Origin of the sequence: Microbacterium sp. Beta (genome assembly GCF_005502545.1) — a bacterium.
Lineage (GTDB): Bacteria > Actinomycetota > Actinomycetes > Actinomycetales > Microbacteriaceae > Microbacterium > Microbacterium oxydans.
The window spans coordinates 1-25,034 of the sequence record NZ_SCOG01000034.1 but is presented as its reverse complement, the minus strand read 5'-3'; the positions used below and the strand labels follow the sequence as shown (position 1 = coordinate 25,034).

The 25,034-nt window shown below is 68.0% G+C and carries 25 protein-coding genes; 15 read left to right on the top strand and 10 right to left on the bottom strand.

The window, feature by feature from the left end; genetic code table 11:
- Window positions 1-52: 52 nt before the first annotated feature.
- From FFS56_RS19330 to FFS56_RS19320, 3 genes are read right to left on the bottom strand one after another with little or no spacing between them, the layout of a single operon-like run.
- A complete protein-coding gene (locus FFS56_RS19330; protein ID WP_052748722.1) occupies window positions 53-541 on the bottom strand; it encodes a helix-turn-helix domain-containing protein in 489 nt (162 codons plus the stop codon).
- A 10-nt stretch (window positions 542-551) separates the two neighbouring features.
- A complete protein-coding gene (locus tag FFS56_RS19325) occupies window positions 552-2,174 on the bottom strand; it encodes an ABC transporter permease subunit (protein ID WP_127011491.1) in 1,623 nt (540 codons plus the stop codon).
- Window positions 2,171-3,157 carry an ABC transporter ATP-binding protein gene (locus FFS56_RS19320; protein WP_046748099.1) on the bottom strand — a complete coding sequence of 329 codons (987 nt, stop codon included), beginning with the start codon at window positions 3,155-3,157 and terminating at the stop codon, window positions 2,171-2,173. Before FFS56_RS19320 ends, FFS56_RS19325 begins: the two co-directional genes overlap by 4 nt.
- 90 nt (window positions 3,158-3,247) lie before the next feature.
- On the opposite strand from FFS56_RS19320, the gene FFS56_RS19315 reads away from it, so the two are divergent.
- The 5 genes from FFS56_RS19315 to bsh all read left to right on the top strand — a co-directional run bounded on the left by FFS56_RS19315 (window position 3,248) and on the right by bsh (window position 9,258).
- Window positions 3,248-4,558 (top strand): methyltransferase, encoded by a 1,311-nt coding sequence (locus FFS56_RS19315; protein ID WP_233437359.1) that lies wholly within the window; start codon window positions 3,248-3,250, stop codon window positions 4,556-4,558.
- Window positions 4,559-4,896: 338 nt separating this feature from the next.
- The gene (locus tag FFS56_RS19310; protein WP_046748100.1) at window positions 4,897-6,216 is read left to right on the top strand and encodes a glycine betaine/L-proline ABC transporter ATP-binding protein; all 1,320 of its coding nucleotides are present in this window, start codon (window positions 4,897-4,899) and stop codon (window positions 6,214-6,216) included.
- Window positions 6,216-7,175, top strand: a complete 960-nt coding sequence (locus tag FFS56_RS19305) for a proline/glycine betaine ABC transporter permease (protein WP_127011493.1) — start codon at window positions 6,216-6,218, stop codon at window positions 7,173-7,175. The genes FFS56_RS19310 and FFS56_RS19305 overlap by 1 nt, the downstream gene beginning before the upstream one ends.
- 53 nt (window positions 7,176-7,228) lie before the next feature.
- The gene (locus FFS56_RS19300) at window positions 7,229-8,137 is read left to right on the top strand and encodes a glycine betaine ABC transporter substrate-binding protein (RefSeq protein WP_046748102.1); all 909 of its coding nucleotides are present in this window, start codon (window positions 7,229-7,231) and stop codon (window positions 8,135-8,137) included.
- Window positions 8,138-8,280: 143 nt separating this feature from the next.
- The gene (bsh, locus tag FFS56_RS19295; protein ID WP_127011494.1) at window positions 8,281-9,258 is read left to right on the top strand and encodes a choloylglycine hydrolase; all 978 of its coding nucleotides are present in this window, start codon (window positions 8,281-8,283) and stop codon (window positions 9,256-9,258) included.
- 43 nt (window positions 9,259-9,301) lie between these two features.
- Here bsh and FFS56_RS19290 read toward each other — a convergent pair whose 3' ends face one another.
- Window positions 9,302-10,189 carry a MurR/RpiR family transcriptional regulator gene (locus FFS56_RS19290; RefSeq protein WP_052748724.1) on the bottom strand — a complete coding sequence of 296 codons (888 nt, stop codon included), beginning with the start codon at window positions 10,187-10,189 and terminating at the stop codon, window positions 9,302-9,304.
- Window positions 10,190-10,292: 103 nt separating this feature from the next.
- Here FFS56_RS19290 and FFS56_RS19285 point away from each other — a divergent pair, with 103 nt between their 5' ends.
- The 6 genes from FFS56_RS19285 to FFS56_RS19260 are packed head-to-tail and all read left to right on the top strand — an operon-like array spanning window position 10,293 to window position 16,605.
- The gene (locus FFS56_RS19285) at window positions 10,293-11,477 is read left to right on the top strand and encodes an acyl-CoA--6-aminopenicillanic acid acyltransferase (RefSeq protein WP_046748104.1); all 1,185 of its coding nucleotides are present in this window, start codon (window positions 10,293-10,295) and stop codon (window positions 11,475-11,477) included.
- Window positions 11,478-11,511: 34 nt separating this feature from the next.
- Window positions 11,512-13,155 carry an ABC transporter substrate-binding protein gene (locus FFS56_RS19280; protein WP_046748105.1) on the top strand — a complete coding sequence of 548 codons (1,644 nt, stop codon included), beginning with the start codon at window positions 11,512-11,514 and terminating at the stop codon, window positions 13,153-13,155.
- Window positions 13,156-13,160: 5 nt separating this feature from the next.
- Window positions 13,161-14,111 (top strand): ABC transporter permease, encoded by a 951-nt coding sequence (locus FFS56_RS19275; RefSeq protein ID WP_029258835.1) that lies wholly within the window; start codon window positions 13,161-13,163, stop codon window positions 14,109-14,111.
- Complete coding sequence (locus FFS56_RS19270) at window positions 14,108-14,956, top strand: ABC transporter permease (protein WP_127011496.1); 849 nt, start codon at window positions 14,108-14,110, stop codon at window positions 14,954-14,956. The genes FFS56_RS19275 and FFS56_RS19270 overlap by 4 nt, the downstream gene beginning before the upstream one ends.
- Window positions 14,957-15,754, top strand: a complete 798-nt coding sequence (locus FFS56_RS19265; protein WP_052748726.1) for an ABC transporter ATP-binding protein — start codon at window positions 14,957-14,959, stop codon at window positions 15,752-15,754. It abuts the gene before it with no gap.
- The gene (locus FFS56_RS19260) at window positions 15,751-16,605 is read left to right on the top strand and encodes an ATP-binding cassette domain-containing protein (protein WP_046748107.1); all 855 of its coding nucleotides are present in this window, start codon (window positions 15,751-15,753) and stop codon (window positions 16,603-16,605) included. The genes FFS56_RS19265 and FFS56_RS19260 overlap by 4 nt, the downstream gene beginning before the upstream one ends.
- Before the next feature lie 6 nt (window positions 16,606-16,611).
- On the opposite strand, the gene FFS56_RS19255 is transcribed toward FFS56_RS19260, so the two are convergent.
- Both FFS56_RS19255 and FFS56_RS19250 read right to left on the bottom strand, forming a co-directional pair.
- A complete protein-coding gene (locus FFS56_RS19255; protein ID WP_164734058.1) occupies window positions 16,612-17,880 on the bottom strand; it encodes an ATP-binding protein in 1,269 nt (422 codons plus the stop codon).
- Between the two features lie 5 nt (window positions 17,881-17,885).
- Window positions 17,886-18,554 (bottom strand): response regulator transcription factor, encoded by a 669-nt coding sequence (locus FFS56_RS19250; protein WP_046748109.1) that lies wholly within the window; start codon window positions 18,552-18,554, stop codon window positions 17,886-17,888.
- A 136-nt stretch (window positions 18,555-18,690) separates the two neighbouring features.
- On the opposite strand from FFS56_RS19250, the gene FFS56_RS19245 reads away from it, so the two are divergent.
- Genes FFS56_RS19245 through FFS56_RS19230 form a run of 4 tightly spaced genes read left to right on the top strand, consistent with a single transcriptional unit; the run spans window position 18,691 to window position 22,413 of the window.
- The gene (locus FFS56_RS19245; RefSeq protein ID WP_058630822.1) at window positions 18,691-19,449 is read left to right on the top strand and encodes a hypothetical protein; all 759 of its coding nucleotides are present in this window, start codon (window positions 18,691-18,693) and stop codon (window positions 19,447-19,449) included.
- Window positions 19,446-20,501, top strand: coding sequence for a peptidoglycan-binding protein (locus tag FFS56_RS19240; protein WP_127011498.1), 1,056 nt, complete (start codon window positions 19,446-19,448; stop codon window positions 20,499-20,501). Before FFS56_RS19245 ends, FFS56_RS19240 begins: the two co-directional genes overlap by 4 nt.
- On the top strand, window positions 20,498-21,208 hold the full coding sequence (locus tag FFS56_RS19235; protein WP_127011499.1) for an ABC transporter ATP-binding protein: 711 nt from the start codon (window positions 20,498-20,500) through the stop codon (window positions 21,206-21,208). Before FFS56_RS19240 ends, FFS56_RS19235 begins: the two co-directional genes overlap by 4 nt.
- A 17-nt stretch (window positions 21,209-21,225) precedes the next feature.
- Entirely contained in the window at window positions 21,226-22,413 is a 1,188-nt protein-coding gene (locus FFS56_RS19230; RefSeq protein WP_164734059.1) for an ABC transporter permease, read from the top strand.
- A 144-nt stretch (window positions 22,414-22,557) separates the two neighbouring features.
- Here FFS56_RS19230 and FFS56_RS19225 read toward each other — a convergent pair whose 3' ends face one another.
- Genes FFS56_RS19225 through FFS56_RS19210 form a run of 4 tightly spaced genes read right to left on the bottom strand, consistent with a single transcriptional unit; the run spans window position 22,558 to window position 24,816 of the window.
- A complete protein-coding gene (locus tag FFS56_RS19225; RefSeq protein WP_046748114.1) occupies window positions 22,558-23,325 on the bottom strand; it encodes an ABC transporter permease in 768 nt (255 codons plus the stop codon).
- The gene (locus tag FFS56_RS19220) at window positions 23,322-24,095 is read right to left on the bottom strand and encodes an ATP-binding cassette domain-containing protein (RefSeq protein WP_127011501.1); all 774 of its coding nucleotides are present in this window, start codon (window positions 24,093-24,095) and stop codon (window positions 23,322-23,324) included. Before FFS56_RS19220 ends, FFS56_RS19225 begins: the two co-directional genes overlap by 4 nt.
- Window positions 24,092-24,463, bottom strand: a complete 372-nt coding sequence (locus FFS56_RS19215; RefSeq protein WP_127011502.1) for a DUF1048 domain-containing protein — start codon at window positions 24,461-24,463, stop codon at window positions 24,092-24,094. Before FFS56_RS19215 ends, FFS56_RS19220 begins: the two co-directional genes overlap by 4 nt.
- Window positions 24,464-24,465: 2 nt before the next feature.
- Window positions 24,466-24,816, bottom strand: a complete 351-nt coding sequence (locus tag FFS56_RS19210) for a PadR family transcriptional regulator (RefSeq protein ID WP_046748117.1) — start codon at window positions 24,814-24,816, stop codon at window positions 24,466-24,468.
- Between the last annotated feature and the right edge of the window lie 218 nt (window positions 24,817-25,034).

The window sequence follows — 25,034 nt, the reverse complement described above, 5'->3', positions numbered from 1 at the left end:
GGTGTGGGTGTGGGTGTGGGCGCGGGTGTGGGTGTGGGAGTGGGGGCGAGGGTCAGGAGTCGCGGCGGAGGGCGCGCCAGTCCTCGACGATCTGCAGCATGCGGGTGGAGAGGAAGCGGAAGAACTCGGCGAGCTCGATCGCGCGGTCGTGGGCGCCCTGATCGTCGTCGTGCTCCGCGGCGATCTCGTCGATGTACTCGGAAAGGCGCGAGTACACCGGCATGTTCCCGACGATCGAGCTGTAGAACGGATCGTGCACGAACTCGTAGCGGTCGCGCCGGTCGCCGGGGCGCGATCGACGCTGGATGAAGTGCAGCTGCTGCAGGTAGCGCACCGCGCCGGAGACGGCAGCGGCCGAGACGCCCAGACGCTCGCCGAGCTGCGCGGCCGTGTACCCGCCCTCGGGAGCGGCGATCAGCGCCATCATCACGCGCGCAGGCATCCGCGGCATCCCGGCGGCGGTCATCATGGCGGCGGCCTGCTCGGCGGGTTCCATCCCGCGGTGGGAGTCGGGCGAGGGTGCGTCGCGGTCGTCAGACATCGTGCTCCTCCTAGGCTCCGGGGGCGAGCTCACGGCGTCGCATCAGGGTCAGGGCTCCTGCGCCTCCCGCGACCAGGGCGAGCACGAGCCACCACAGGCCGCGCACATCCACGCCGCTGCCGTCCACCACCGGGGTCACCCCGAAGGGCGAGAGGTTCATCGTCCATTCCGGCAGTCCGAACAACGGACCGAACATCCCGAACAGGGTCGCCAGCAGGACGAGGCTCCACGCGACGGCCGTCGTCGCGCGGGGGAGCAGCACGAAGACGAGCGCGGTGAGGACGGCGAAGACCGATGCGGCGAACGCCTGGCCGAGCCCCGCCACCGCCACGATGCGGTACAGCGATTCAGCGCCGCCGTTCACCCGGATGCCGACCCACCCGGCGAGCACCGCGGCGGCGACCACGATCAGCACCGCGACCACGCCGACGATCACGTAGTCGGCGAGCCAGCGCACACGACCGACCGGGGTCGCCAGCACGGCCTCGGCTGTGCCGTGCGCCTCCTCCTGCCGTGCGCGCACCACGATCTGCACGGCGCAGCACGCGGCGAGGATGCCGAGAAGGGTGAAGAACACGGTGACCACGACCTCGTCGAGCCCGCCTGTCGCTCCGCCGATCTTGGTCAGGATGTCGGCCACGGCCGGGTTCTCGCCCGAGATCCGGTCGACCAGTCCGCTCAGGGTGGTGGCGAGGATGCCGGTGATCGCTCCGCCGACCGCCCACCCCACGATCGCCCCGGACGTGAGCCGCCACACCAGGGCATGCGGCGAGGCGAGCGCGGGCCGTGCCGAGACCCTGCCGGGGCGCTCCGCGACGAAACTCGCATCGATGTCTCGCATCGACTGCAGGGCGACGGATGCGCCGGCGAGCACGAGTCCGAAGGCCAGGCCGAGCAGCACCGGCCGGACCAGGTCGGAGTCGTAGGGGCGGGACTGCTCCACCCACCCGAAGGGGGACAGCCACGCCGGCCACGCGCTCGTCATGCGGGTGAGATCGTCGCTCGGGGTGCCCGCCGCGTTGCCGATGCCGCGGACCAGGAACATCGCCACGAGCGCCCAGGCCGTCAGGGAGTTCGCGCCTCGAGAGGTGCGCAGAAGCTGCGCCGCGAGGAGGCCGACGCCGAGGAACGCGATGCCGCAGGACGCCGCTGCGGCCCCCGCCAGGACCGATCCTGCGAGCGGAAGGCCGGTGGCGACCAGCGCGAGCGCCGTGAGCAGGGCCAGGGCGACGTTCGCGAGGACCCCGTGCGCGATCGTCGCGACCGTCGGAAGGCGGCGCCCGGCGGGGGTGGCCCAGACGAGCTCAGCCCGTCCTGCCTCCTCGTCGCCCCGGGTGTGCCGCTCGGCGAGGAATGTGCTCATGAGGGCGGCGAGGAACGCCAGCCACGGCAGCACCTCGAAAGCCAGGAACGCCCCTTCGGAGGTGCCGGACGGCAGCCCGCGGAACATCAGGATCACCGGATTCGCGAGCGCGGCGGCGAGGATGTTCTGCCGGTCGGCAAGAGTCGAGTACGACTGGCTGACACCGGCGTATCCGGCGAAGGCCATCAGTGCCGAACCGACGATCCACAGCGCGAGCTGCAGCCGATCGCGGCGCAGTCGCTGTCTCAGCAGCACGCCGAACGTGGTCATCGCGCACGGTCCTTCAGTGCGCGGCGGGTGGAAGGCACTTCGTGCTCCGCCTCGCCGTCTTCGGCCGCTTCGAGGCCGGCGAGGTCATCGCCGTAGTGGCGCAGGAACAGCTCCTCGAGCGAGGGCGGAGCGACGCGGAGGTCGCTGATGCCGAGGGTGGCGAGTGCGGGGAGAACCGTCGCCGTGCGATCGCTGTCGACGGAGAGGCGGATGCGGTCGCCCTGCTGCACGGGGTCGTGCACGTCCGGGATGCGGCCGACCTGTTCGAGGGTGGCGCCGGCGGAGGCGAACGACACGTCGCTGCGGGTGAGGTGACGCAGCTCCGCCAGGGTTCCCGCCTCCACGACGCGGCCCGCGCGGATGATCGACACCCGGTCGCACAGCTGCTCGACCTCGCTCATGATGTGGCTCGACAGCAGCACGGTCGCGCCGTTCGCGTGGGCGCGGGCCACTTCACGCTGGAAGATGACCGCCATCAGGGGATCGAGTCCGCTGGTCGGCTCATCGAGGATGTAGAGGTCGGCAGGCACGGCGAACGCCGCGATCAGAGCGACCTTCTGCCGATTGCCCTTCGAGTAGGCGCGGCCCTTCTTGCGCGGGTCGAACTGGAACGCGTCCATCAGGCGCTTCTTCTCGTGCTGGTAGGCGGCGTCCTTCGCACGGGCGCCGCGCAGTCGTGCGAGCAGGTCGACGGCCTCGCCCCCGGACAGGTTCGGCCAGACGCTGACGTCTCCTGGCACGTAGGCGATGCGTCGATGCAGGTCGACGGCGCGATCCCAGGGGTCTTCGCCGAAGACCTCGACCTCACCCCCGGTGCGCCGCGCGAGGCCGAGGAGGATGCGGATGGTGGTCGACTTGCCCGCGCCGTTCGGGCCGAGGAACCCGTGCACCTGGCCCTGCTCGACGGTGAGATCGAGGCCGTCGAGTGCGTGCGTGTGGCCGTAGTGCTTCGTGAGATTGCGGGTGGCGATGACGGTGGTCATGCGCGGGAGCGTATGCCCGATTCACAAAGTTGTGAATCGGGCGAAAACAACACATGCGAAATCCTTACGACGCCCGCGTACAGTGGGCTGGTGCCGGAGTTCCCCTACAGTCGCCTGCGCCGCTGGCCCGACGTCGAGGCGGACAACCTGCAGGCATATGACGCGACCGACCTGCTGCTCGTGGAACGGGCGCTCGCGCTCGACGTGGACGGCTCCGAGACGGTCGTCATCGGCGACGAGTACGGCGCGATCACGCTCGCTCTTGCCGCGGCAGGGCGCCACGGCATCCGCGTGCATCAGGACCTCGCGACCGGCCGCCTGGCACTGCAGCGCAATGCGGAAGAGCTCGGGCTTGCGGGTGCTTCCGGCCGAAACGGAGACGACCTCAATGCGGCAGGGCGCGTCGCGGGGCAACCCGCCGAGCGTGAGACGGATGGTCTGGGTTTCGGCCGACTGTTCCACCCGCACGAGCTCGATGCCGACCTGCTCACCGGCGCGAAACTGGTGCTGCTGCAGCTGCCGAAGTCGCTCGCGGAACTCGAGGAGATCGCCGACGCCGTGGCCCGCTGGGCTGCTCCCGACGTGGTGCTCGTCGCCGGAGGCCGCGTGAAGCACATGTCCCTCGGCCAGAACGAGGTGCTGGGGCGGAGCTTCGCGCACGTGCAGGCCCAACGCGCCGAGCGGAAGTCGCGACTGATCGTGGCCGCGGAGCCGCGCCCCGCCGCCGCGGACCGGCCGTTCCCGGTGGCGGCGCAGCACGAGGGGCTGACGCTGGTCGCCCACGGAGGCGCGTTCGCGGGGCCGCGCCTCGACATCGGAACCCGAGTGCTGCTGGAGGTGCTCGGCCTGACCGGTGCGCAACTCGGCAAGAATGCCCCGGATCGGCGCGATTCGCACCGGAGCGGGCCGGAAGATGGACGTCCTTCCGGATTCGTTCACGACACTGCGGCCCGACGTGTGCTCGACCTCGGCTGCGGCACCGGTGCGCTCGCCGTCTCCTATGCCCTCGCGCACCCCGAAGCGCAGGTGACGGCCACCGACCGGTCTGCCGCTGCAGTGGCATCCGCCCGCGCGACGGCGGCTGCGAACGGAGTCGCCGACAGGGTCACGGTCACCCACGACGACGCCGGCTCCGCGCTTCCCGATGCCTCCTTCGACGTGGTGCTCCTGAACCCGCCGTTCCATCTCGGCGCGAGCGTGCACACGGGAGCGGCGACGCGGCTGTTCGAGGCCGCGGCGCGTGTGCTCCGGCCCGACGGAGAACTCTTCACGGTGTACAACTCCTCCCTCGCCTATCGCCCTGAACTCACCCGACTGGTGGGGTCGACCGAGCAGGTCGAACGCACCCCGAAATTCACCGTCACACGCAGCATCCGGAGCACGCAGACCTCGGATTCCTGACCGCGGAACCACCGCGGGAGCGATTGTTGAATACCCGTGCAATCCCCCGGTCAGCCACCGAAACGAGGCCGCCCCGCGCGACCGGGATTTGCCCCTGATCGGCCATTTCGTTACGTTGGTCTGTGGGCCTGACGGCCCGAAGACCAGTCCGCGACCACGTCCTTCTTTCGATGAGCTGTGCTGCGAAGAGGCGTGGACGTACGGTCGATGCTCTATCGCGGTGGATCCGAAATCCGCCGTCCGTGCCGCCACAGCAGACATGTCGAACGGCCTTGAGGGGATCACCCGGGCGTAACCGAAGCAGGCTCAGCCACCCGAAGGCGAGCCGCAGGGGAAACGTGTCCGAAATCGCTCTCGAAGCGCGCAATCTGTACAAGGTTTTCGGTAAGAATCCGAACGCCGCCGTCCGTCGACTGAAGGCCGGTGAGAGCCGAACCGCCGTCGCGGATGCCGGCACTGCCGCGGTCATCGACGCCAGCTTCTCCGTGAACCGCGGGGAGATCTTCGTCATCATGGGCCTGTCGGGATCCGGCAAGTCCACCATCATCCGCATGCTCAACGGGCTGCATGACGTCACTGACGGCACCGTCACCGTGAACGGCGACCCCATCACCGGTATCCCGTCGTCGCGACTCCGTGAGATCCGTCGCGACCGCATCTCGATGGTGTTCCAGCACTTCGCCCTGCTGCCGCACCGTACGGTCGCCGCGAACGTCGCCTACCCGCTCGAGCTCAAGGGCACCCCGAAGGCCGATCGCCTGGCGAAGGCGGAGGAGATCCTCTCGCTGGTCGGACTCGAGGGACAGGGCGAGAAGCTCCCGTCCGAGCTCTCCGGCGGTATGCAGCAGCGCGTCGGCATCGCCCGTGCGCTCGCCGCCGACAGCGACATCCTGCTGATGGACGAGGCGTTCAGCGCGCTCGACCCCCTGATCCGGCGCGAGATGCAGGAACAGCTGCTCGAACTGCAGCAGAAGCTCCAGAAGACCATCGTGTTCATCACGCACGACCTGAACGAGGCCATGTTCCTCGGTGACCGCATCGCCGTGATGCGCGACGGCCGCATCGTGCAGATCGGCACACCGGAAGACATCCTGATGGACCCGGCCAACGACTACGTCGAGCAGTTCGTGCAGGACGTCGACCGTGCCCGCGTGCTCACCGCGGCCAACGTGATGGAGCGCCCGCGCCCCGTCGTGCCGCACACCGCGGGACCCCGCACCGCCCTGCGCCAGATGCGCGACGCCTACATGTCGGCCACGTACGTGGTCGGCAAGGACCGGCAGCTCGTCGGCGTCGTCACCGACCGTGACGCGGTGAAGCTCGTGCGCAACGGTGCGACCACGCTCGACTCGATCATCAAGCCCGTGCTGCAGAGCGTGCGCGAGGACGACGTGCTCATGAACCTGTTCGTGCCGGCCGTCGAGTCTCCCCTGCCGCTCGCGGTCACGGATGCCGAAGGCCGTCTGGTCGGGGTGATCCCGCGCGTGACGCTGCTCGCCGCCCTCGGTCCCGGACCCGGCGCGACCGAGGAGATCACGCTTCCGCTGATGCCGATGCCGCAGGCCGAGATCGATGCGGTGCTCGATGACGGGTGGACCGCCGACCCGGGCCCCTCGACAAGCTCAGGAACCCAGGTCGAGACGGAGGAGGTGCGCTGATGGATGGCTTCCGCATCCCCGTGGGAACCTGGATCGAGTCCGTCGTCGACTGGGTCAAGGACAACCTCGACGGTCTGCTCGACGTGATCTCGTTCGTGATGAGCTTCCTCGTCGACGGCCTCACGAGCATCCTGCTCGCCCCGAACTTCGTGGTCATCATCGTGATCGCCGCGCTCATCGCCTGGGTCGTGCGCTCGTGGCAGCTCGCGATCGGCACGGTCGTGTCGTTCGGACTGATCGTCGGGATGGACCTGTGGGTTCCCGCGATGCAGACCCTGGCGCTCGTGCTCGTCGCCGCCATCATCGCGGTGCTGATCGCCGTGCCGCTGGGCATCTGGTCGGCGCGCAACGCCACCGTCCGCGCCGTGCTCAAGCCCGTGCTCGACTTCATGCAGACCATGCCGGCCTTCGTGTACCTGATCCCGGCGATCGTGTTCTTCGGCATCGGCGTGGTGCCCGGCCTCGTGGCGACAGTGATCTTCGCCCTGCCCCCAGGTGTGCGTCTGACCGAGCTGGGCATCCGCGGTGTCGACTCCGAGACCGTCGAGGCCGGTCAGGCGTTCGGCGCGAAGCCGGGCCAGATCCTCCGCGGCATCCAGCTTCCGCTCGCGATGCCGACCATCATGGCCGGCGTCAACCAGGTCATCATGCTCGCCCTGTCGATGGCGGTCATCGCCGGAATGGCGGGAGCGGACGGCCTCGGGAAGATGGTGGTCGAGGCGATCTCGACCATCAACATCCCCAAGGGCGTCGAGGCCGGCCTCGGTGTCGTGTTGATCGCGGTCTTCCTCGACCGGGTCACCGCGGCGCTGGGAGCTCCGGGCGAGAACCGCTCGTCGCTGCTCGGCATGCTCGCACGGCGTCGCACCCCGCGCGGAAACGGTGGCGGAACAGCATCCGTTCCCGCTCCCGAGACCTCCGCGCAGCAGGACGCCGCGAACCCGGAACTCGTGCACTGAGTCCCATCCCCTACGGAACAACACCCATACGGAACGCAAGAGAGAGAAATCACATGAAGAAGAAGATCCTCGCAATCACCGCACTCGGCGCCGCAGCGGCGCTCACCCTCGCGGGCTGCAGCAGCGACGGCGCCGGTGGCACGGGCGGCGGCGACGGCAGCGGCGACGACAAGGGCACCATCACGCTGGGCTTCCTGCCCTCGTGGACCGACGGGCTGAGCACCGCCTACCTGCTGCAGGACCAGCTCGAGAAGATCGGCTACACGGTCGAGATGAAGACGCTCACCGAGGCAGGCCCGCTCTACACCGGGCTCGCCCAGGGCGACGTCGACATCTATCCTTCGGCGTGGCCGGAACTCACCCACGCCTCCTACATGGAGAAGTACGGTGACGACATCGAAGACCTCGGCAAGTACTACGAGAACGCCAAGCTCACGCTCGCGGTTCCGGAGTACTCCGAGCTGAACTCGATCGAAGACCTCGTGGGCAAGGGCGGCGAGTTCGACGGCAAGATCTACGGCATCGAGCCGGGCGCGGGCCTCACCGCCCAGACGCAGAAGATGATGCCCGAGTACGGTCTCGATGGCGAGTACGAGCTCGTCACCTCGTCGACCGCGGCGATGCTCACCGAGCTGAAGACCGCGACCGACAAGCAGGAGGACATCGTCGTGACGCTGTGGCGTCCGTTCTGGGCCAACGACGCCTTCCCCGTGAAGGACCTCGAGGACCCGAAGGGTGCGATGGGCAAGGCCGAGGGCCTGCACTTCCTGGGCACCGACGGCTTCGCCGAGGAGTTCCCCGAGGCCGCCGAGCTGATCGAGAAGATCAAGCTCGACGACGAGCAGTACGGTGCGCTCGAAGACCTCGTGGTCAACGAGTACGGCGAGGGCAAGGAAGCCGACGCGGTCGACGAGTGGCTGAAGCAGTACGGCGACCAGTTCGACTGGACCGTCACCAGCTGACACCGCTCCCGCTTCACGAAGGAGGGCCTCCCGCGCCGGGAGGCCCTCCTTCGCGCTTGCGTCACCCCCCTTACACTGGGCGACCACGAGTGCGACGATGGCCGTTCGAGGACCCGACCGGGCCCCGGAACGGAGAGGGAACGATGTGCACAGGACTGAGCTTCACCACCGTCGACCACTACTTCGGGAGAAATCTCGATCTCGAGTTCTCGTACAACGAGACGGTCACCATCACGCCGAGGAACTTCTCGTTCCCGTTCCGCCGACTTGTGTCCATGCCTACGCATCACGCGATCATCGGCATCGCGACGATCTCGGACGGGTACCCGCTGTACTACGACGCGGTCAATGAGAAGGGGCTCGGTATGGCCGGGCTCAACTTCCCCGACAACGCGTACTACCCGGCGGAGGATTCCGAGGCGACCAACGTCACCCCCTTCGAGTTCATCCCGTGGGTCTTGGGGCAGTTCGACTCCGTGGCGCAGGTGAAGGAAGCGCTGGAGACCGTGAACCTCGCCGACATCTCGTTCAGCGCGCAGTTCCCGCTGTCGCCGCTGCACTGGATCATCTCGGACGGTGCGGCCTCGATCACGGTGGAGAGCGTCCATGACGGCCTGAAGGTGTACGACAATCCCTGGGGCGTTCTCACCAACAATCCCACGTTCGACATCCAGAGCTTCCGGCTGAACGACTACATGCATCTGTCGACCCGGCAGCCGCAGAACACGTTCGCCCCTGACGTGCCTCTGGATACCTACAGCCGGGGGATGGGCGGGATGGGTCTCCCCGGGGACCTGTCGTCGTCATCACGATTCGTGAAGGCGGTGTTCACGCGGATGAACTCCGTTTCGGGGAGCTCCGAGTCGGAGTCGATCAGCCAGTTCTTCCAGATCCTCGGCTCCGTCGCCCAGCAGCGCGGATGCGTGCAAGTGGGCGACGAGGAGAAGTACGAGATCACCATCTACTCGTCATGCTGCAACGCCGACAAGGGGATCTACTACTACACGACCTATGAGAACAGCCAGATCACCGGGGTCGACATGCACCGTGAGGACCTCGATGGCTCCGAGTTGGTCGCCTACCCGCTCGTCGAAGGGCAGCAGATCTCCATGCAGAACTGACGTATGACCGGAGCCGTGTGAGAGGGGGGCAGCGGCCGGGGGCTCAGTAACCCAGTCGTGCCCGAACGTCGTTGAGCAGCTGCGAAGAGCGCAATGCCGCATCGGGCGCGACAGCGGAGATGCCCTGGACCAGTACGTCTGAGATGAGGATCGCCGAGAGGCTCTCGGAAGTCAGTCCTGTGGGGGTGTGGGGTGCGGTCAGGATCGCGTCGACACGGGAGGAGAGCCTCTCGTGGAGCTCGTCGGTCACGAGGATGACGCCGGCGCCCATCAACTGTGCGTGGTCCAGGAGTACGTCGATGTCGCGGGTGACCCGTCCAGGCGCGAAGATCACGAGGACGTCCTTCGCCTCGAGGTTCAGGACCTCGTCTGCGAGACGGAATCCGTCGGTGCTGAGCCGCCGAGTGGAGAGTCCCGTCCGTCGTAGGCGCAGTGCGAGGTTGTCAGCGGCGATCCCGGAGGCACCGAGGCCGTAGCAGTAGATGCTCTCGGCGCGCATGAGCAGCGTGATGGCGGCGGAATACGCAGCGTCGTCGTTCGAGCTGCGTGCGAGTTCGATGAGCGACGCCGCCTCATCCCAGGTCTCCTGCTGGATGCGGGCGAGGTCCTGGCCGATGTGCTCGATGCGGGTCTTGAGGCGCACCTCGGGCGAGACGCTGCTCGAGAACGGAGCGGCCACCTCCTGCTTCAGATGTGAGAGCCCCGAGTATCCGAGCTTCTGCAGGGTGCGCACGACGGAGGCGTTCGAGGTGCCGCTCTGGGTGCCCAGTTCGGCGGCGCTCGCATAGAGGATGTGCTCAGTTGACGTCGATGAGAGCACGCGACAGACGGCACGTTCGGATTTCGAGAGGTCGTTCCACGTCCTGGCGATGCGCGCGCGGAGGCCGGAGAGCGCAGGGTTCTCTGTATCGCTTGTTACAAACGGTTCCATTGCTGTATCATTCTGTTCGAGAGGCGCATCATCCGTAACGGATGGTTCAATCATCCCGGGTGCAACCTCATTGCGCAACAGGCGCACCTGACAGGGAGGTCATATGGCGGCCATGACACCGATCCGCACGATCGAGATCAGTGGGGCGCCCCGCGAGCGCGGGCGCCGATACGGCGAGGCCGCCGCCGACCTCATCGCCGGCTCGATCGAGTACTACACGGAAGCGCTGACCCAACAGACCGGCATGAGCTGGGCCGGGATCACGGATTCCGTCTCGCGATGGGTTCCGATCAGCGAGCAGATCGCGCCGCACCTCGTCGAGGAGATGCGGGGGATCGCGGAGGGGGCGGGTGTCGCCTTCGCCGAGATCGTCACGCTGAACGTGCGCGGCGAATTCGTCTACGACCACCAGGGACCGTCGCGAGTCACGAGGACCGCGGCCCGTGCCGCCGACGACGAGCGCGACGACGCCGTCGACGGCTGCACGTCGTTCTTCCTGACAGGTGAGGGCAGCGGCACCGGGCACACGCTCGTCGGGCAGAACTGGGACTGGCGCACGCGCACCGCGGGAACGACCCTCATCGTCCGCGTCGTGCAGGATCCGCTTCCCACGGTGATCATGCAGGTGGAAGCCGGGCAGGTGGGACGCCACGGTGCCAACTCCGCCGGTATCTCGCTGAACGCCAACGGCCTCGGGGGGAGCTTCGGGGCGGCGGTCGGCGTGCCGCAGACCCTGATCCGCCGGCTCGTACTCGATCAGGGCGATATCGCGAGCGCGCTCAGGATGCTGGTCAAGACCCGTCCCCATATCGCGAGCAATGCGCTCCTCGCCGACCGCAGCGGGTTCGGCATCGACCTCGAGACCACGCCGAGCGGCGTGGACTGGATCTATCCCGAACGCGGCGTGATCGCGCACACCAACCACTTCCAGGCTTCCGTGCCGCCGCAGCTCGCCGGGTCCTACCTTCCGGTGGCAGCGGATTCGCTGCTTCGTCTGCCGCGTGTCCAGGCCGGGCTGGCGGCGGTCGCTCGTGCGGAGAACCCCGAACACAGCTACGCGCTCGTGCGTGAGGCGATGTCGGATCACCTCGGCTTCCCCGAGGGCGTCTGCACACATCCGCATCCCGACTCCCCCTCGGTGAAGCAGTGGTCGACGCTCCTCTCGAGCTGTGTCGACCTCACCACCGGCGAATACCGCGTCGCGAACGGATTCCCCTGCGAAACCGAGTACGAGGTGCTGCCCTGGAATCTCTACGACGGCCCGCACGACGAACTCCCCTCCCCCTGACCGACAGATTGAGAACCCGAGGAGATAGCGTTCAATGAAGAAGCAGCATCACCCCATCACCGTGACGATCGGCGTGCTCGCCGCCTCGGCATTCGTGCTCGCCGGCTGCAGTTCGGGGTCGAAGGGCGAAGACGGCGACGCCGCCCTCGACGTGCCTTTCGGTGCGACGACACCCGCCGCCTCCGGTCCGCTCGAGAGCGTGACGTGGATGCTCGGCGGCGAGCCGACGACACTCGATGCCGACATCGATGCCACCACCGCCGACGACACGGTTCTCGCGAACGTCTGCGACCGGCTCATGCAGGTGCAGCCCGACCTGACCCTCGGTCCCGGGCTGGCATCGGACGCCGAGTGGACCGACGACACCCATCTCGTCTTCACCATCAGGCAGGGGGCGCTGTTCCACGACGGCAGCCCCGTGAGCACGGCGGACGTCGTGTGGAGCATGCAGCGCCACTCCGAGGACGGTGCCGCCGAATCCGACGAGTACCGGAACGTGGTCTCGATCGAGCAGACCGGCACCGACCAGATCACTGTCACGACATCGCAGCCGGATGCGATTCTGCTCCAGGCGATGGCGGGCGACGGCGGTATCGTCTGGAACCCGCGCGTCATCGAGGCCGAAGGGGAGGACTTCGGCAGCCCCGGCTCCGCCTCCGCGTGCAGCGGGCCGTACCAGGTGACGTCGTGGGACGCGGGGTCGCAGCTCACCATCACCAGGTTCCCCGAGTACTGGAACTCCGACGTCGATGCCCTCACGGACGAGGTCGTCTTCCGATGGGCCGACGAGACCGCGATAGCCAACTCGGTCACGACGGGCGAGGCCCAGGGGTCGTTCCTCGAGAACGCCGGCGCCGCGCGGAGTTTCATCGGGAGCGCGGACGTGTCCGTCTATCAAGGCCCGTCGACGAACGCGTGGGTGCTCGAGACGACCGATCGCGGCGCACTGACGGATGAGCGCATCCGGCAGGCCCTCTCGCTCGCCCTCGACCGGACCGGCGTCGCCACGGCTGCCTTCGGCGGTCTCGCCCAGCCGTGGAAGACACCCGTCGGTTCGGGAGCCTGGGGATACGAGGCCGACACCTTCGAGCAGGCCTACGACGCTCTCGAGGGCGCGCCCGCGAAGCCGAGCGAGGCCGATCTCGCGGCGGCCGAGGACCTGATCGCCGAGGCCGGCGCCCCTTCCGCCCCGATCGTCGTCGCCTCGAACGGCTCCTCGACGCACAACGTGATCGCGAATGCGCTGGTCGCCGCGGCGCAATCGATCGGGCTCGAGGCGGAGATCACCGTGATCCCGCAGGTGCAGTACGGCGACTTCTACTCCGACCCCGACCTCCGAGGCCAGGCCGATCTGTGGCCCGACGAGTACTACATCTCGAAGAACGACCCCCTCGGCTTCTACAAGAACGGCGCGTCCGATGCGAGCGTGAACTTCGGCGTCTTCTCCGACCCGGAGTACGATGCGCTCGTCGACGAGGGCTACGCCGCGACGGATGACGTCGAGCGCGCCGAGATCACGACAGAGCTGCAGAAGCGCTGGGTGGAGCACGCGGTGTGGATCCCGGTCGTCGCGACGCCGTCGACGCTCATCATGTCGAAGGCGGTCACGGGTGTCCCCGCCTCTGCAGCGTTCATCTACTACCCGTGGGCCGTCGATCTCGGCAGCGCGAAGGGGTAGTCACGATGCCATTCGCGCTCCGCAAGCTCGCCGGCATGGTCTTCACGCTGGTGATCGCCTCCTTCATCATCTTCGCTGCGATGTACGCAGCGCCGGGTGACCCGGTCACGTTCCTCATCGGCAACCCCGAGAACCTGACCCCGGAGCGGATCGCGAGCGTCCGGGCCCAGTACCACCTGGACGAGCCGATGCTCGTCCAGTACTGGCACTGGGCCTCCGGAGTCCTCACCGGCGACTTCGGACAGTCGTTCCAGTACCACCAGCCCGTGAGCGCGCTCCTGGCGGCGAGGGTGCCCATCACCCTGTCGCTCGTCGCCTACGCGGCCGTCGTGCTCACGGTCGTCGGCATCGGCCTCGGCATCGTCGCGGCCGTGCGCCGAGGAAAGGCGGCCGATACCGCCATCATCGGATTCACGACTCTCGCAGCGAGCATCCCCTCCTTCGTGCTGGGAATCGCCTTCGTCGCGTTCTTTGCCGTGGAACTGCGATGGTTCCCCGTGGCAGGTGCGGGTTCCGCTGGACTCGATCGTCTGTATGCGCTCACGCTCCCGGCGCTCACCCTCGCCATCACCGCGCTCGCCATCGTGAGCCGCGTGACACGACAGTCCATGATCGAGCAGTTCTCCTCGGAACACGTCGAGGCCGCCCGAGCCTCGGGTCTCCGCGAGCGGTACATCGTGCGCGATCATGTCCTGCGCGGGGCCTGGGGCCCCATCATCACCATGGTCGCGCTCGTCATCGCGAGCATGATCGCCGGAACGGTCGCGGTTGAGACGGTGTTCGGGATCTCCGGCGTCGGCTCGCTCCTCGTCGACGCGATCAACACGCACGACTTCCCGGTGGTGCAGGCGGTGCTCCTCTTCATGGTCGTCGCCTACATGATCGTCACGACGATCGTCGATCTCCTCCTTCCGGTGCTCGACCCCCGTATCCGACGAAGGACGGTGTCCGCATGACCTCCGTGATCCTCCCGCGGCTGCGCCGCCGTCGGCGGTCCGGATCCGAGCTCGGTTTCTGGATCTCCTGCGGCCTTCTCGCACTCATCGCGGCGGCGGCCGCGTTCGCCCCGCTCCTCGCCCCCTACCAGCCCGACAGCGTCGACTTCGCCGCGATCTGGGAAGGACCGAGCGCACAGCACCTGCTCGGCACGGACCAGCTCGGGCGCGACCTCTTCTCCCGGCTTCTCATCGGAGCGGGTGAGACACTCGTCGGACCGGTCGTGCTGCTCGCGCTCGCCACCGTGCTCGGGGTGGCGATCGGTGTCCTGGCGGCGTGGCGAGGCGGATGGATCGATACGGTCCTGGCCCGCGTGACCGACGTCATGTTCGCGTTCCCCGGACTGCTCTTCGTCGTGCTCGTCATCGCCGTGTTCGGCAAGGGACCGGCCACGGCGATCGTGGCGCTCGCGTTCGCATACGCGCCGGTCATCGCGAAGTACACGCGCAGCCTGGCTCTGAGCGAGATGACGCGGCCCTACATCGACGCGTACCGGGTTCAGGGGCTCGGCGGCCTGACGATCTGCGTGCGCGGAGTCATCCCGAATCTGCTCCCTCCGCTCGTCGGGTATCTCGTCGTCCTCTTCGGCGAAGCCCTCATGAGTCTCGCGACGCTCAGCTTTCTCGGGTTCGGGGCGCAGCCTCCGAGCTCGGAGTGGGGCCTGATGGTCCAGGAGGGGCAACCCGGAATCATCCAGGGGGAGTTCCTTCCCACGCTCGTCCCCGGTGCCGCCATCGCCATCGTCGTCATCGCGGTGAACGTCGCCGGGGTGCGCGTGGCCGACCGACTGCTTGCGAAGGGATGAATGATGCTCCTCGACATACAGGACCTTGATCTGGCATTCGGCGAAGGCGACGACGCGGTTCGGATCCTCACCGGCGTCAGCCTCGTGGTGGACCGCGGCGAGCTCGTCGGGCTCGTCGGGGAGTCGGGCTCGGGCAAGTCGACGACGGCGCGCGCGGCCCTCGCCCTCTACGGCGATGAGGCGACGATCGCGGGGAGCATCCGCGTCGACGGGACCCAGATGGTAGCGGCCGATGAGAAGACCCGGCGGCGCGTGCGCTCCGAATCCGTCTCGCTGGTGCAGCAGGATCCGCGTTCCGCGCTCAACCCCGTGCGTCGCATCGGGGATTCACTCGCCGAACGACTCGTCCGCGTGCACGGCTGGCGACGAGGCCGCGCCGAGGCGCACATCGTCCAGCTCCTCGCCGCGGTGGGACTCACCCACCCGGAGCGGCGAATGCGACAGTACCCGCATGAGCTCTCGGGCGGCATGCTCCAGCGCGTGGTCATCGCTTCGGCATTGAGCACCGATCCCGCGCTCCTGCTCGCCGATGAGGCGACGAGTGCGCTCGACGTGACGACGCAGGCCGAGATCATCGCCATCTTCCAACGCCAGATCCGAGAACGTGGTCTCGGCGTACTCTTCATCACCCACGACCTGGCTCTGGCCGGGGCGATCTGCGATCGGATCCATGTCCTGCGCCAGGGCGAGATCGTCGAGACGCTCACGAAGCCGGGGCTCTTCGCGGACGCGGTTCATCCGTACACGCTCTCGCTGATCGCCGCGGCCCCTGTACTCGACACGAAGGAGGCGTCATGAGTCTGGTGGAGGTCTCCGAGCTGTATCGGGCCTTTCGGATGGGTCCGGGATCCGAGCGCGTCGTCGCGGTGAACAACGTGAGCTTCGCCATCGAATCGGGTGAGGCGCTCGGCCTCGTCGGTGAGTCGGGTTCGGGCAAGTCGACGATCGCTCGGATCCTCGTCGGTCTGGAACGCGCCGACGCGGGGTCCGCGGTGATCGACGGCGTCGACCGCCTCAGTCGACCGCGCGGCAGAGCCGAGCGTCTTGCGAGGGCTCGTGCGGTGCAGATGGTGTTCCAGGATCCGAACGGGTCGCTCGATCGACGGCTGACCGTGCGCGAGGCGCTGCGGCGAACCCTGAGGCTGCGGGAGCAGGGCACGGGGTCGCACCCCGACCGCACGATCGGCGAACTGCTGGATCGCGTGCGGCTCACCGAGCGGCACGCTGACGCGAAGCCCCATGAGCTGTCGGGCGGTCAGCGACAGCGCGTCGCGATCGCGCGCGCCCTCGCGGTGTCTCCCCGTCTCGTCGTGCTCGACGAGGCAGTGTCCGCACTCGATGTCTCCGTGCAGGCGCAGGTGCTCGAGCTCCTCGCCGAGATCCAGCGGGAGTCGGGGGTGAGCTATCTGTTCGTCAGTCACGACCTCGCCGTCATCGGCGAGCTCTGCTCCCGCGTGCTCGTGCTGTTCCGCGGCACGGTCGTCGAACACGGAGAGACCGGCCAGGTGCTGCGAAGCCCGCAACACCCGTACTCGCAGCTCCTCATCGCCTCGACGCCCGGTCCGGGGTGGGACCCGGAGCGGGTCGTGCAGGACCGGATGACGTTTACGCAGCGCATGGAGGTCGTCGGTCGGGGCGACCGGAAGTAGGCCGGGTCAGAGCGGGAGGACGATCGCGGCGATCAGGCCGCCGCCTTTACGGGCGCGCAGGCGCACCTCGCCGCCATGGGTCTTGGCGATGCTCTGCACGATCGCGAGTCCCAGCCCGGTGCCGTCCGGGCCGGCCGAGGTGCGACTCGCATCGCCGCGGTAGAACGGCTCGGTGAGCAGCTGCACGGTGGCAGGCGTGATCTGCGCCCCGGTGTTCTCGATCTCGATGACGGCTCGTCCGCGTTCCCGTCGGGAGCGCACCCACAGCTCACCGCCGGGCACGTTGTGGCGGATGCCGTTCTCGAGCAGGTTGCGCACGGCCCTGGCCAGCAGCACCGCATCGCCCTCGACCGTGAGGTCGCGCAGGTTCGTGTGCACCTCGATCTCCTGGGCGTCGAGGTCGTCGACCTGGTCTTCGATGAGCGTGCGCAGCTCCACCGGTTCGACCTCTTCCAGGCCGGTGCGGGCACGCGCGAGGGCGAGCAGCGCCGTGATGAGCCGCTCACTCTGCTCGGTCGCCCGCAGTGCCCGCTGCATGTTGGCCTGCAGGTCCGCCGGCACCGCTCCCTGTTCGAGGGGGATCTCCAGCGCGGTGCGCGTCGTCGTCAGCGGGGTGCGCAGCTCGTGCGAGGCGTTCGCCACGAAGCGGTCCTGGGCGGTGAACGCCGACTGCAGCCGGTCGAGCATCCCGTCTATCGTGTCGCCCAGCTCCTTGATCTCGTCGTCGGGCCCCGGCAGGGCGAGACGTCGGCCGAGGTCGCGTTCGGAGATGTCGCGCGCGGCGGCCGTGACCTCTCCGATGCGGTCCAGCGAACGGCGCGCGAGCCAGAACGCGATCGCGGCGGCCACCCCGGTGAAGGCCACGAGCACGACCACCGACCACAGCAGCAGCCCGTTGCCCACCTCGTCGGCGAGGAAGCTCGACTGCTGCAGCACCGCGCCTTCCACGGCGTCGAAGGTCAGGGTCTGGGACGGCACCGCGAGCTGCGCGTCGATGGATCCGGCGTAGTACCCGCACCCGGTGCTGGCCTGGCCCCAGAGGACGCTGCTGCTGTCGGGGAGCGGAGTCACCTCGCTGACGTCGGGTCCATCGGTCGCGCTCGACCCCTCGCCGACCTGCAGGACCGCCGACATCGGGAGGCAACTGGCCTCGGTGGTGGTGATGGCCGTGGAGAACAGTTGTTGCACCACGAGGTACTGCACGGTGAGCAGGGCGGCACCGGCCGCGATGAAGACCGCGGTGATGATGATCACCAGTCGGGTGCGAAAGCTCATACGTCTCATGCGGTCGTCCCCACTCGATAGCCGTGTCCTGCCGCGGAGTGGATCACCTCGGGCGAGCCGAGTTTGCGTCGGAGCGTGTGCACCACGATCTTGACCACACCGCGTGTGCGCTCCTGCGGTTCGTCCCACACCTCGTCGAGGAGGTCGTCCGCGCTGACGTAGCCGCCCTCCGCGGCGAGAAGCGTCTCGAGCACCCCGAATTCCTTGAGCGTCAGCCGGATCGGGCTGCCGTCGCGCTCCACGATGCGTCGAGCGCTGTCGAGGCGCACTCCGGCGAACTCCTGCACGGCACTCGTCCGCGCAGATCCGCCACGACGGCCGAGCGCTCGGATGCGGGCCAGCAGCTCCACGTACGCGAACGGCTTGGCGAGGTAGTCGTCGGCGCCGAGGTCGAGACCTTCGACACGGTCGTTCAGGGTCCCGGCGGCCGTGAGCATCAGGATGCGCGCCGGATACTCCTGCGCGACCAGAGTGCGGCACACCGCGTCGCCGCTCAGCACCGGCAGGTCGCGGTCGAGCACGATCACGTCGATATCGTTCGAGGCCGCGGAGGTCAGGGCTGCGGCTCCGTCACGGGCGACCTCCACCAGGTAGCCCTCGCGGCGCAGGCCGTCGGCGAGCGTGTCGGCCAGGTCGGCCTCGTCTTCCACCAGCAGCAGTCGCATGGCACCTCCGTCATCCGAGGGTGCGTGTGCCGCGGTTAGTTTCCGGTTAGGCGCCGTCATACCGACAGCAAACCACCGCCTCCGTAGAACTGACTGCACGTCGCGGATGAGCTGCGACCGCGAGAAAGGGAACCTCATGTTCGATTCGAGAGCAGTCCGATCGTGGGCGGCGATCCCCGCTGTCTTCGCACTCTTCACGCTCGCCGCGTGCAGCGCACCATCGGGAGACGACAAGGCGAAGGACGGGGCCAACGATGCGGCGGCCGCTCGGTTCGTGACCTGCCTCACCGAGGAGGGGCAGACCGCGAAGATCGTCGAGGGGGGACAGGTGGGGATGCTGATGCCCGACGGTCCCGCGAGCGGCACCTCGACGGGCGGCATGATGTCGGTCGAAGCGGGCTCGGGCGACGACGAGGACCTCGCCATGACGATGGTCTTCTCGGACGACGACGGTACGTGGCTCGCATCGACTGCGGCATCGGGCTACCCGGAGGAGGGCGGGCAGCGCGCCGCGTGGGAGACCTGTGAAGAGAAGGTCCCCGAGTTCACGCAGCCGAAGCCCGACATCTCGGACTCCGGAGCGCAGACGCAGATGATCTCGCCGGAGGAGATCATCGAGTCCGGTCTCGCCTTCGCCTCCTGCGCCAGAAAGAACGGCTTCGCCGACTTCGCCGACCCCGATGCTGACGGCATGCTCACCCTGCCGAAGGGGATCAGTGAAGACGAGGCGCGCACGCTTCTCGAAGCCTGCGCGGACACCACGGGCGACATGCCCCCGATGTTCACACAGGAGAGCATCGAAGCCGTCGACTTCGACTGGTTCGCGGTGATGAGCGAGTACTTCGAGGGCATGGTCTCCGCCGCCACCGTCCTTCCGTCGAAGGATGACGAATGAGCCGCCGGCTGACCAAGGTGCTCGTCCCGGTCGGAATGCTGCTCGTGGCGGCCGCCGTGACCGTGGCTGTGCTGCAGCCCTGGAGCTCGGTGGCCGAGTCACCGGACGAGGAGAAGGCGCCGGTGACGGTCGAGGCGGAGCTCACCACGCTCACCTCCGATCTGCGCCTCAACGGAACCCTGAGCTACGGGGCGTCGGTCGCCCTGCCGGGCCGTGCCGGCACGATCACCCGCCTGCCGGCGGCGGGGGAGCAGATCGGTGTCGGGCAGGCGATCTACGAAGTGGACGGGAAGCCGGTGATCGCGATGCGGGGGGACCGTCCGTTCTGGCGCGACCTGGGCCTCGGCGCGGAGAAGGGGCCGGATGTCAGGCAGCTGGAACAGGCTCTCGCCGATCTCGGCTTCGGCAAGAACATGACGATCGACGACGAGTTCACCGCGGTCACCGAGACCAACGTGAAGGCGTGGCAGAAGTCGCTCGGGGTGCCGCAGGACGGCATCGTGAAGCTGGGTGACGTCGTCGCGATCAGCGCCGCATCCGTGCGGGTGGAGTCGGTCACGGCGAAGCTAGGAGACCCGGCGGGGTCGAGTCCGCTCAGTTACACGAGCACGACGCTGCGCGTGGTCGCCAAGCTGACGGATGCACAGGCGCGCGAGATCCTGCCCGCCACGAAGGTGACCGTGATCCTGCCGGACGGGACGGAGGCGCCGGCGACCGTGACCGCCGTCGACCCCGGCGGGCAGCCGACCGAGAAGGAGGGCGAGACCACTCCGCCCACCGCAGACGTCGAATTCGACGACCCGGCCGTCGCCGAGGGCATCGGGCTGCGCGCGGTCAAGGTCGTGTTCGCGACGTCGGAGGTGAAGGATGCTCTGGTCGTGCCGGTCACAGCCCTGGTGGCGACGACCGACGGCGGATACGCGGTCGACGTGCTGCGCAAGGGCGGAAAGGTCGAACGCGTCGCCGTCGAGGTCGGACTGATCGCCGACACCAAGGTGCAGGTCACGGGCGGAGAACTCGCCGCCGGCGATGCCGTGGTGGTGGCGCAATGAGCCCGGACACGGTGGTCGAGCTCGTCGACGTGATCAAGGAGTACCCGGGCAACCCGCCGCTGCGCGTGCTGCATGGCATGAGCCTCGCGATCGAGAGCGGTGAGCTGGTGGCCGTGGTCGGAGCATCCGGATCGGGCAAGAGCACGATGCTCTCGATCATGGGCACCCTCGACGACCCCACGAGCGGCACCGTGCTGATCGATGGGACCGACGCCGCGGCTCTGCCCGAACGCGAGCGTGCCGTGCTGCGCGCTCGCCGCATCGGCTTCGTGTTCCAGCAGTTCTTCCTCCTGCCCGCACTGAGCGCGCTCGACAACGTCGCGCTCGGTCTGCTCTACTCCGGCGTGCCGTCGGCGGAGCGTTCCACCCGGGCGGCCGCAGCGCTGGAGCGGGTGGGCCTCGGCGCACGCATGAAGCACAGACCCGGTCAGCTGTCCGGCGGTGAGCAGCAGCGCGTGGCGATAGCCAGGGCGATCGTCGGCGCTCCGTCGGTGCTGTTCGCCGATGAGCCGACAGGTGCGCTCGACTCGACGACGGGCGATCGCATCCTCGAACTGCTCACCTCGATCGCCGATTCCGGCACGGCCGTCGTGATCATCACGCACGATCCGCACATCGCCGAGCGCACGCAGCGGCAGGTCGGCATCCACGATGGCCGGATCGTGAGCGACACCGGCTCGCGCGTGAAGCAAGAGGTCGCCGCATGAGACGCAGAGGGGAGCGGATGCCGCGACTCAGTGTCGCGGACAGCATCCGCACGGCACTCATCGGACCGCGCAGTCGCAAGATGCGCACGGCCCTGTCGGCGCTCGGCGTCGCGGTCGGCATCGCGGCGCTCACAGCCATCACCGGCATCGCCGCATCGAACCAGGCAGAGTTGCTGGCCAAGCTCGACGCCCTCGGGGCGAACATGATCGTGGTGCAGCCCGGGTACGGGCCGGACAACAAGCCCGTCGCGCTGCCCGAGACGGCCGCCGGGATGATCGAGAGGGTGAAGGGGGTCGAGCAGGTTGGGGTGCTCGAGAAGGTGCCGGACGACACCGGCGTGTACCGCAACGACCTCATGCCGAAGAGCCAGGGCAACGGGCTGACCGCGTATGCGGCGAGTCCTGACTTCCTGTCGTCGGTGGAGGGGTCGGTCGCGAAGGGGTCGTGGTTCGACGAGACCGACCGCTCGCTGCCGGTGACCGTGCTCGGGTCGGCGGCGGCTGCGCGGATGGGCATCACCGAGCCGGGCGTGCGGGTCTGGATCGGCGAGCAGTGGTACACCGTGATCGGCATCCTCGACTCGGCGGGACTCGCCGAATCGATCGATGCGAGTGCATTCCTCGGCGATCACTGGGCGGCCGAGCACGTGTCGGCGAAGGGCGATGACACGATCGCCTCGATCTACGTGCGCATGACCGACGGGGGCACGGGAGAGAAGGTCCGTGATGCGATCGCCCGTGCGGCGAATCCGTCCTCCCCGTATGTGCAGGTGACCGGACTCGGCGACCTCGCCGGTGCGCGGGACACCGCGGATGACTCGCTGTCCGGCCTCGCGGTCGGACTCGCGGCGATCGCTCTGCTGGTCGGAGGGATCGGCATCGCGAACACCATGGTGGTGGCGGTGTTGGAGCGGCGCGGCGAGATCGGTCTTCGACGTGCGCTCGGCGCGCGCTCGGGGCAGATCGCGGGTCAGTTCGTGGCGGAGGCGATCGTGCTCGGCGGGCTGGGGGGCCTCGCCGGAGCCGCGGTCGGCGCGCTCGGGGTCGTCGTCTACGCCTCGATCCAGGGGCAGGCGGTGACGATCCCTGCGGTCGTGCTGTTCGGTGGCCCGGCCGTGGCGCTGGTGGTTGGGGTGATCGCCGGGCTCTATCCCGCGATCAGCGCCGCGCGCCTGTCGCCCACGGCCGTGCTCCGCACGGTCTGAGGCCTGGGTTCGATCGCGCGAGTGGCCCCTCGGACCCGCTCCTGACGGGAGCAGAAGGAAAGGCCTGCGGGCCGCCGAGCGCGGCGAAACGCCCCGGCCGGGGCGAGTGACCCGGTCGGAGCGTTCCGTCTCGCTTGGCGTCGATCAGCTGACCTTCTTCCGGTAGGAGATGATCGCGAACACGTAGGCGACCACGAGGATCCCGACGCACCAGGCGAGGGCGACCCAGATCTCGGACCCGACCGGCTCCTGCGCGAACAGCGCCTGGATGGTGTTGACGATCGAGGTGACGGGCTGGTTGTCTGCGAACCACTGCACCGGTGCCGGCATGGTGTCGGTGGGCACGAACGCCGAGCTGATGAACGGCAGGAAGATCAGCGGGTACGAGAAGGCACTCGCGCCGTCGACCGTCTTGGCGTTCAGGCCCGCGATGATCGCCAGCCAGGTGAGTGCCAGCGTGAACAGCATCAGGATGCCGACGACTCCGAGCCAGGCCCAGAAGCTCGCCCCGGTGCGGAAGCCCATGAGGAATCCGACGCCGAATATGATCGCCAGGGTGATGGCGTTCGCCGTGAGGGACGTGAGCACATGGGCCCACAACACGCTCGATCGGGCGATCGGCATGGAGTGGAACCGCTCGAAGATGCCGCTCTGCATGTCGGTGAACAGCCGGAACGCCGTGTAGGCGATGCCCGACGCGATCGCGATGAGCAGGATGCCGGGGAGCAGGTAGTTCACGTAGTTGTCGACGCCGGTGCTCTGCTGGAGGGCGCCGCCGAAGACGTACACGAACAGGAGCATCAGGGCGATCGGGGTGACTGCCGTGGTGATGATCGTGTCGGGGCTGCGGAAGATGTGCCGCATGGAGCGGCCGGTGAGTGTCGCCGTGTCGGCGGCGAAGTGCGTGGTCATGCTGCCTTCTCCTTTCCGGATGAGGGGCCGATGAGGGTGAGGAAGATCTCCTCGAGGGTGGGCTGCTTCTCGACGTACTCGACCTTCGCGGCCGGAAGCAGGCGCTTGAGTCCGGCGAGGGTGTCGTTCGCGATGATGCGGCCCTCATGAAGGATCGCGATGCGGTCGGCCAGCTGCTCCGCCTCATCGAGGTACTGCGTGGTGAGCAGCACGGTCGTGCCGGTGTTCGCGAGTTCCTTGACCACGTCCCACACCTCGATGCGGGCTTCGGGGTCGAGGCCGGTGGTCGGCTCGTCGAGGTAGATGACCTCGGGGTGTCCGACCAGGCTCATCGCGATGTCGAGCCGGCGACGCATGCCGCCGGAGTAGGTGCCGACCTTGCGGCTGCCGGCATCGGTCAGGCGGAACGTCGCCAGCAGGTCGTCGGCGACCTTCCCGGCGTCGGGCAGGTGCCGCAGCTTCGCGACCAGCACCAGGTTCTCGCGTCCGGTGAGGATCTCGTCGACCGCGGCGAACTGTCCGGTGAGGCTGATGCGCTCGCGCACTCCCACCGGGTTCGCGGCCACATCCACGCCCTGCACGGTCGCCGTGCCGGCATCCGACTTCAGCAGGGTGGAGAGGATGCGCACCATGGTCGTCTTGCCGGCACCGTTCGAGCCGAGGAGCGCGAAGATGCTGCCCTTCTCGACCTCGAAGTCGACGCCGCGCAACACGTGCAGATCCTTGTAGGACTTCTCGATGCCGCGCACCGAGATGGCTGTGTTCGTCATGACTCGTTCTCCTTCTTCTTCGCGTCGTCGAACGCCTTGATGAGGCGCGTGCGCTCCTTGTCGATCCACTGCCGTCCGCCGTACGCCGCGGCGTAGTTCTCGGCGAACTCGACGGGGTCGTCGCCGACGATCGCGCTGACCGGGGTGCCGTCGAGTGCGGCGCGCTCCCAGATGTCGGCGATGTCGAGGAACATCTTCACGATGGTGTCGCCGTCGGTGACGCCGCCGTAGTACATGTTGTAGCGCTGCTGAGCCTTCGCCATCTCCCGGTACGGCTCGGGCAGTGCGTTGATGCGGGCCTGTGCCTGCTTGTACAGCTTCTTCTCTTCGAGCGATCCGGTGAGTGCTTCGATCCACTTTGCGGCCATGATCAGTTCTCCTTGTTCGTGGTGTCGGTGTTCGTGCTGTTCAGCTGTTCGATGTGCGTCTTGAGGAAATCCCAGGTCTTCCAGAACTCCTCGAGCTCCTGCCGGCCCTGCGCGTTGAGGGTGTACACCTTGCGGGGCGGACCCTTCTCGCTCGGCACCTTCTCGACGTCGACGAGGCTCTTCTGCTCGATGCGCACGAGGAGTGCGTAGATCGTGCCCTCGGCGATGTCGGTGAATCCGTGGTCGCGGATGCGTGTGGTGATCTCGTACCCGTATGCCGGCTGCTCGGCGAGGAGGGCCAGAACGATGCCCTCCAGAGTGCCCTTGAGCATCTCGGTCATCTGCTTGCCCATCGGTCTCTCCTTTCCTCTCGCTTGGTACTCAGTGATGCTGGGTACCGGTACAAAGTAACACTGAGTACCGGTACTTAGCAACACCGAATACTGAAGTTTCTTCCCGCGCTCGACGCCGAGACCCATCGCCCGCGTCGAGACCCACGCCCGCATGCGTCTAGAGCCGTGGGTCTCGACGGCGAGTGTGGGTCTCGGCGCCGGGGCGGGGAGAGGGGGGG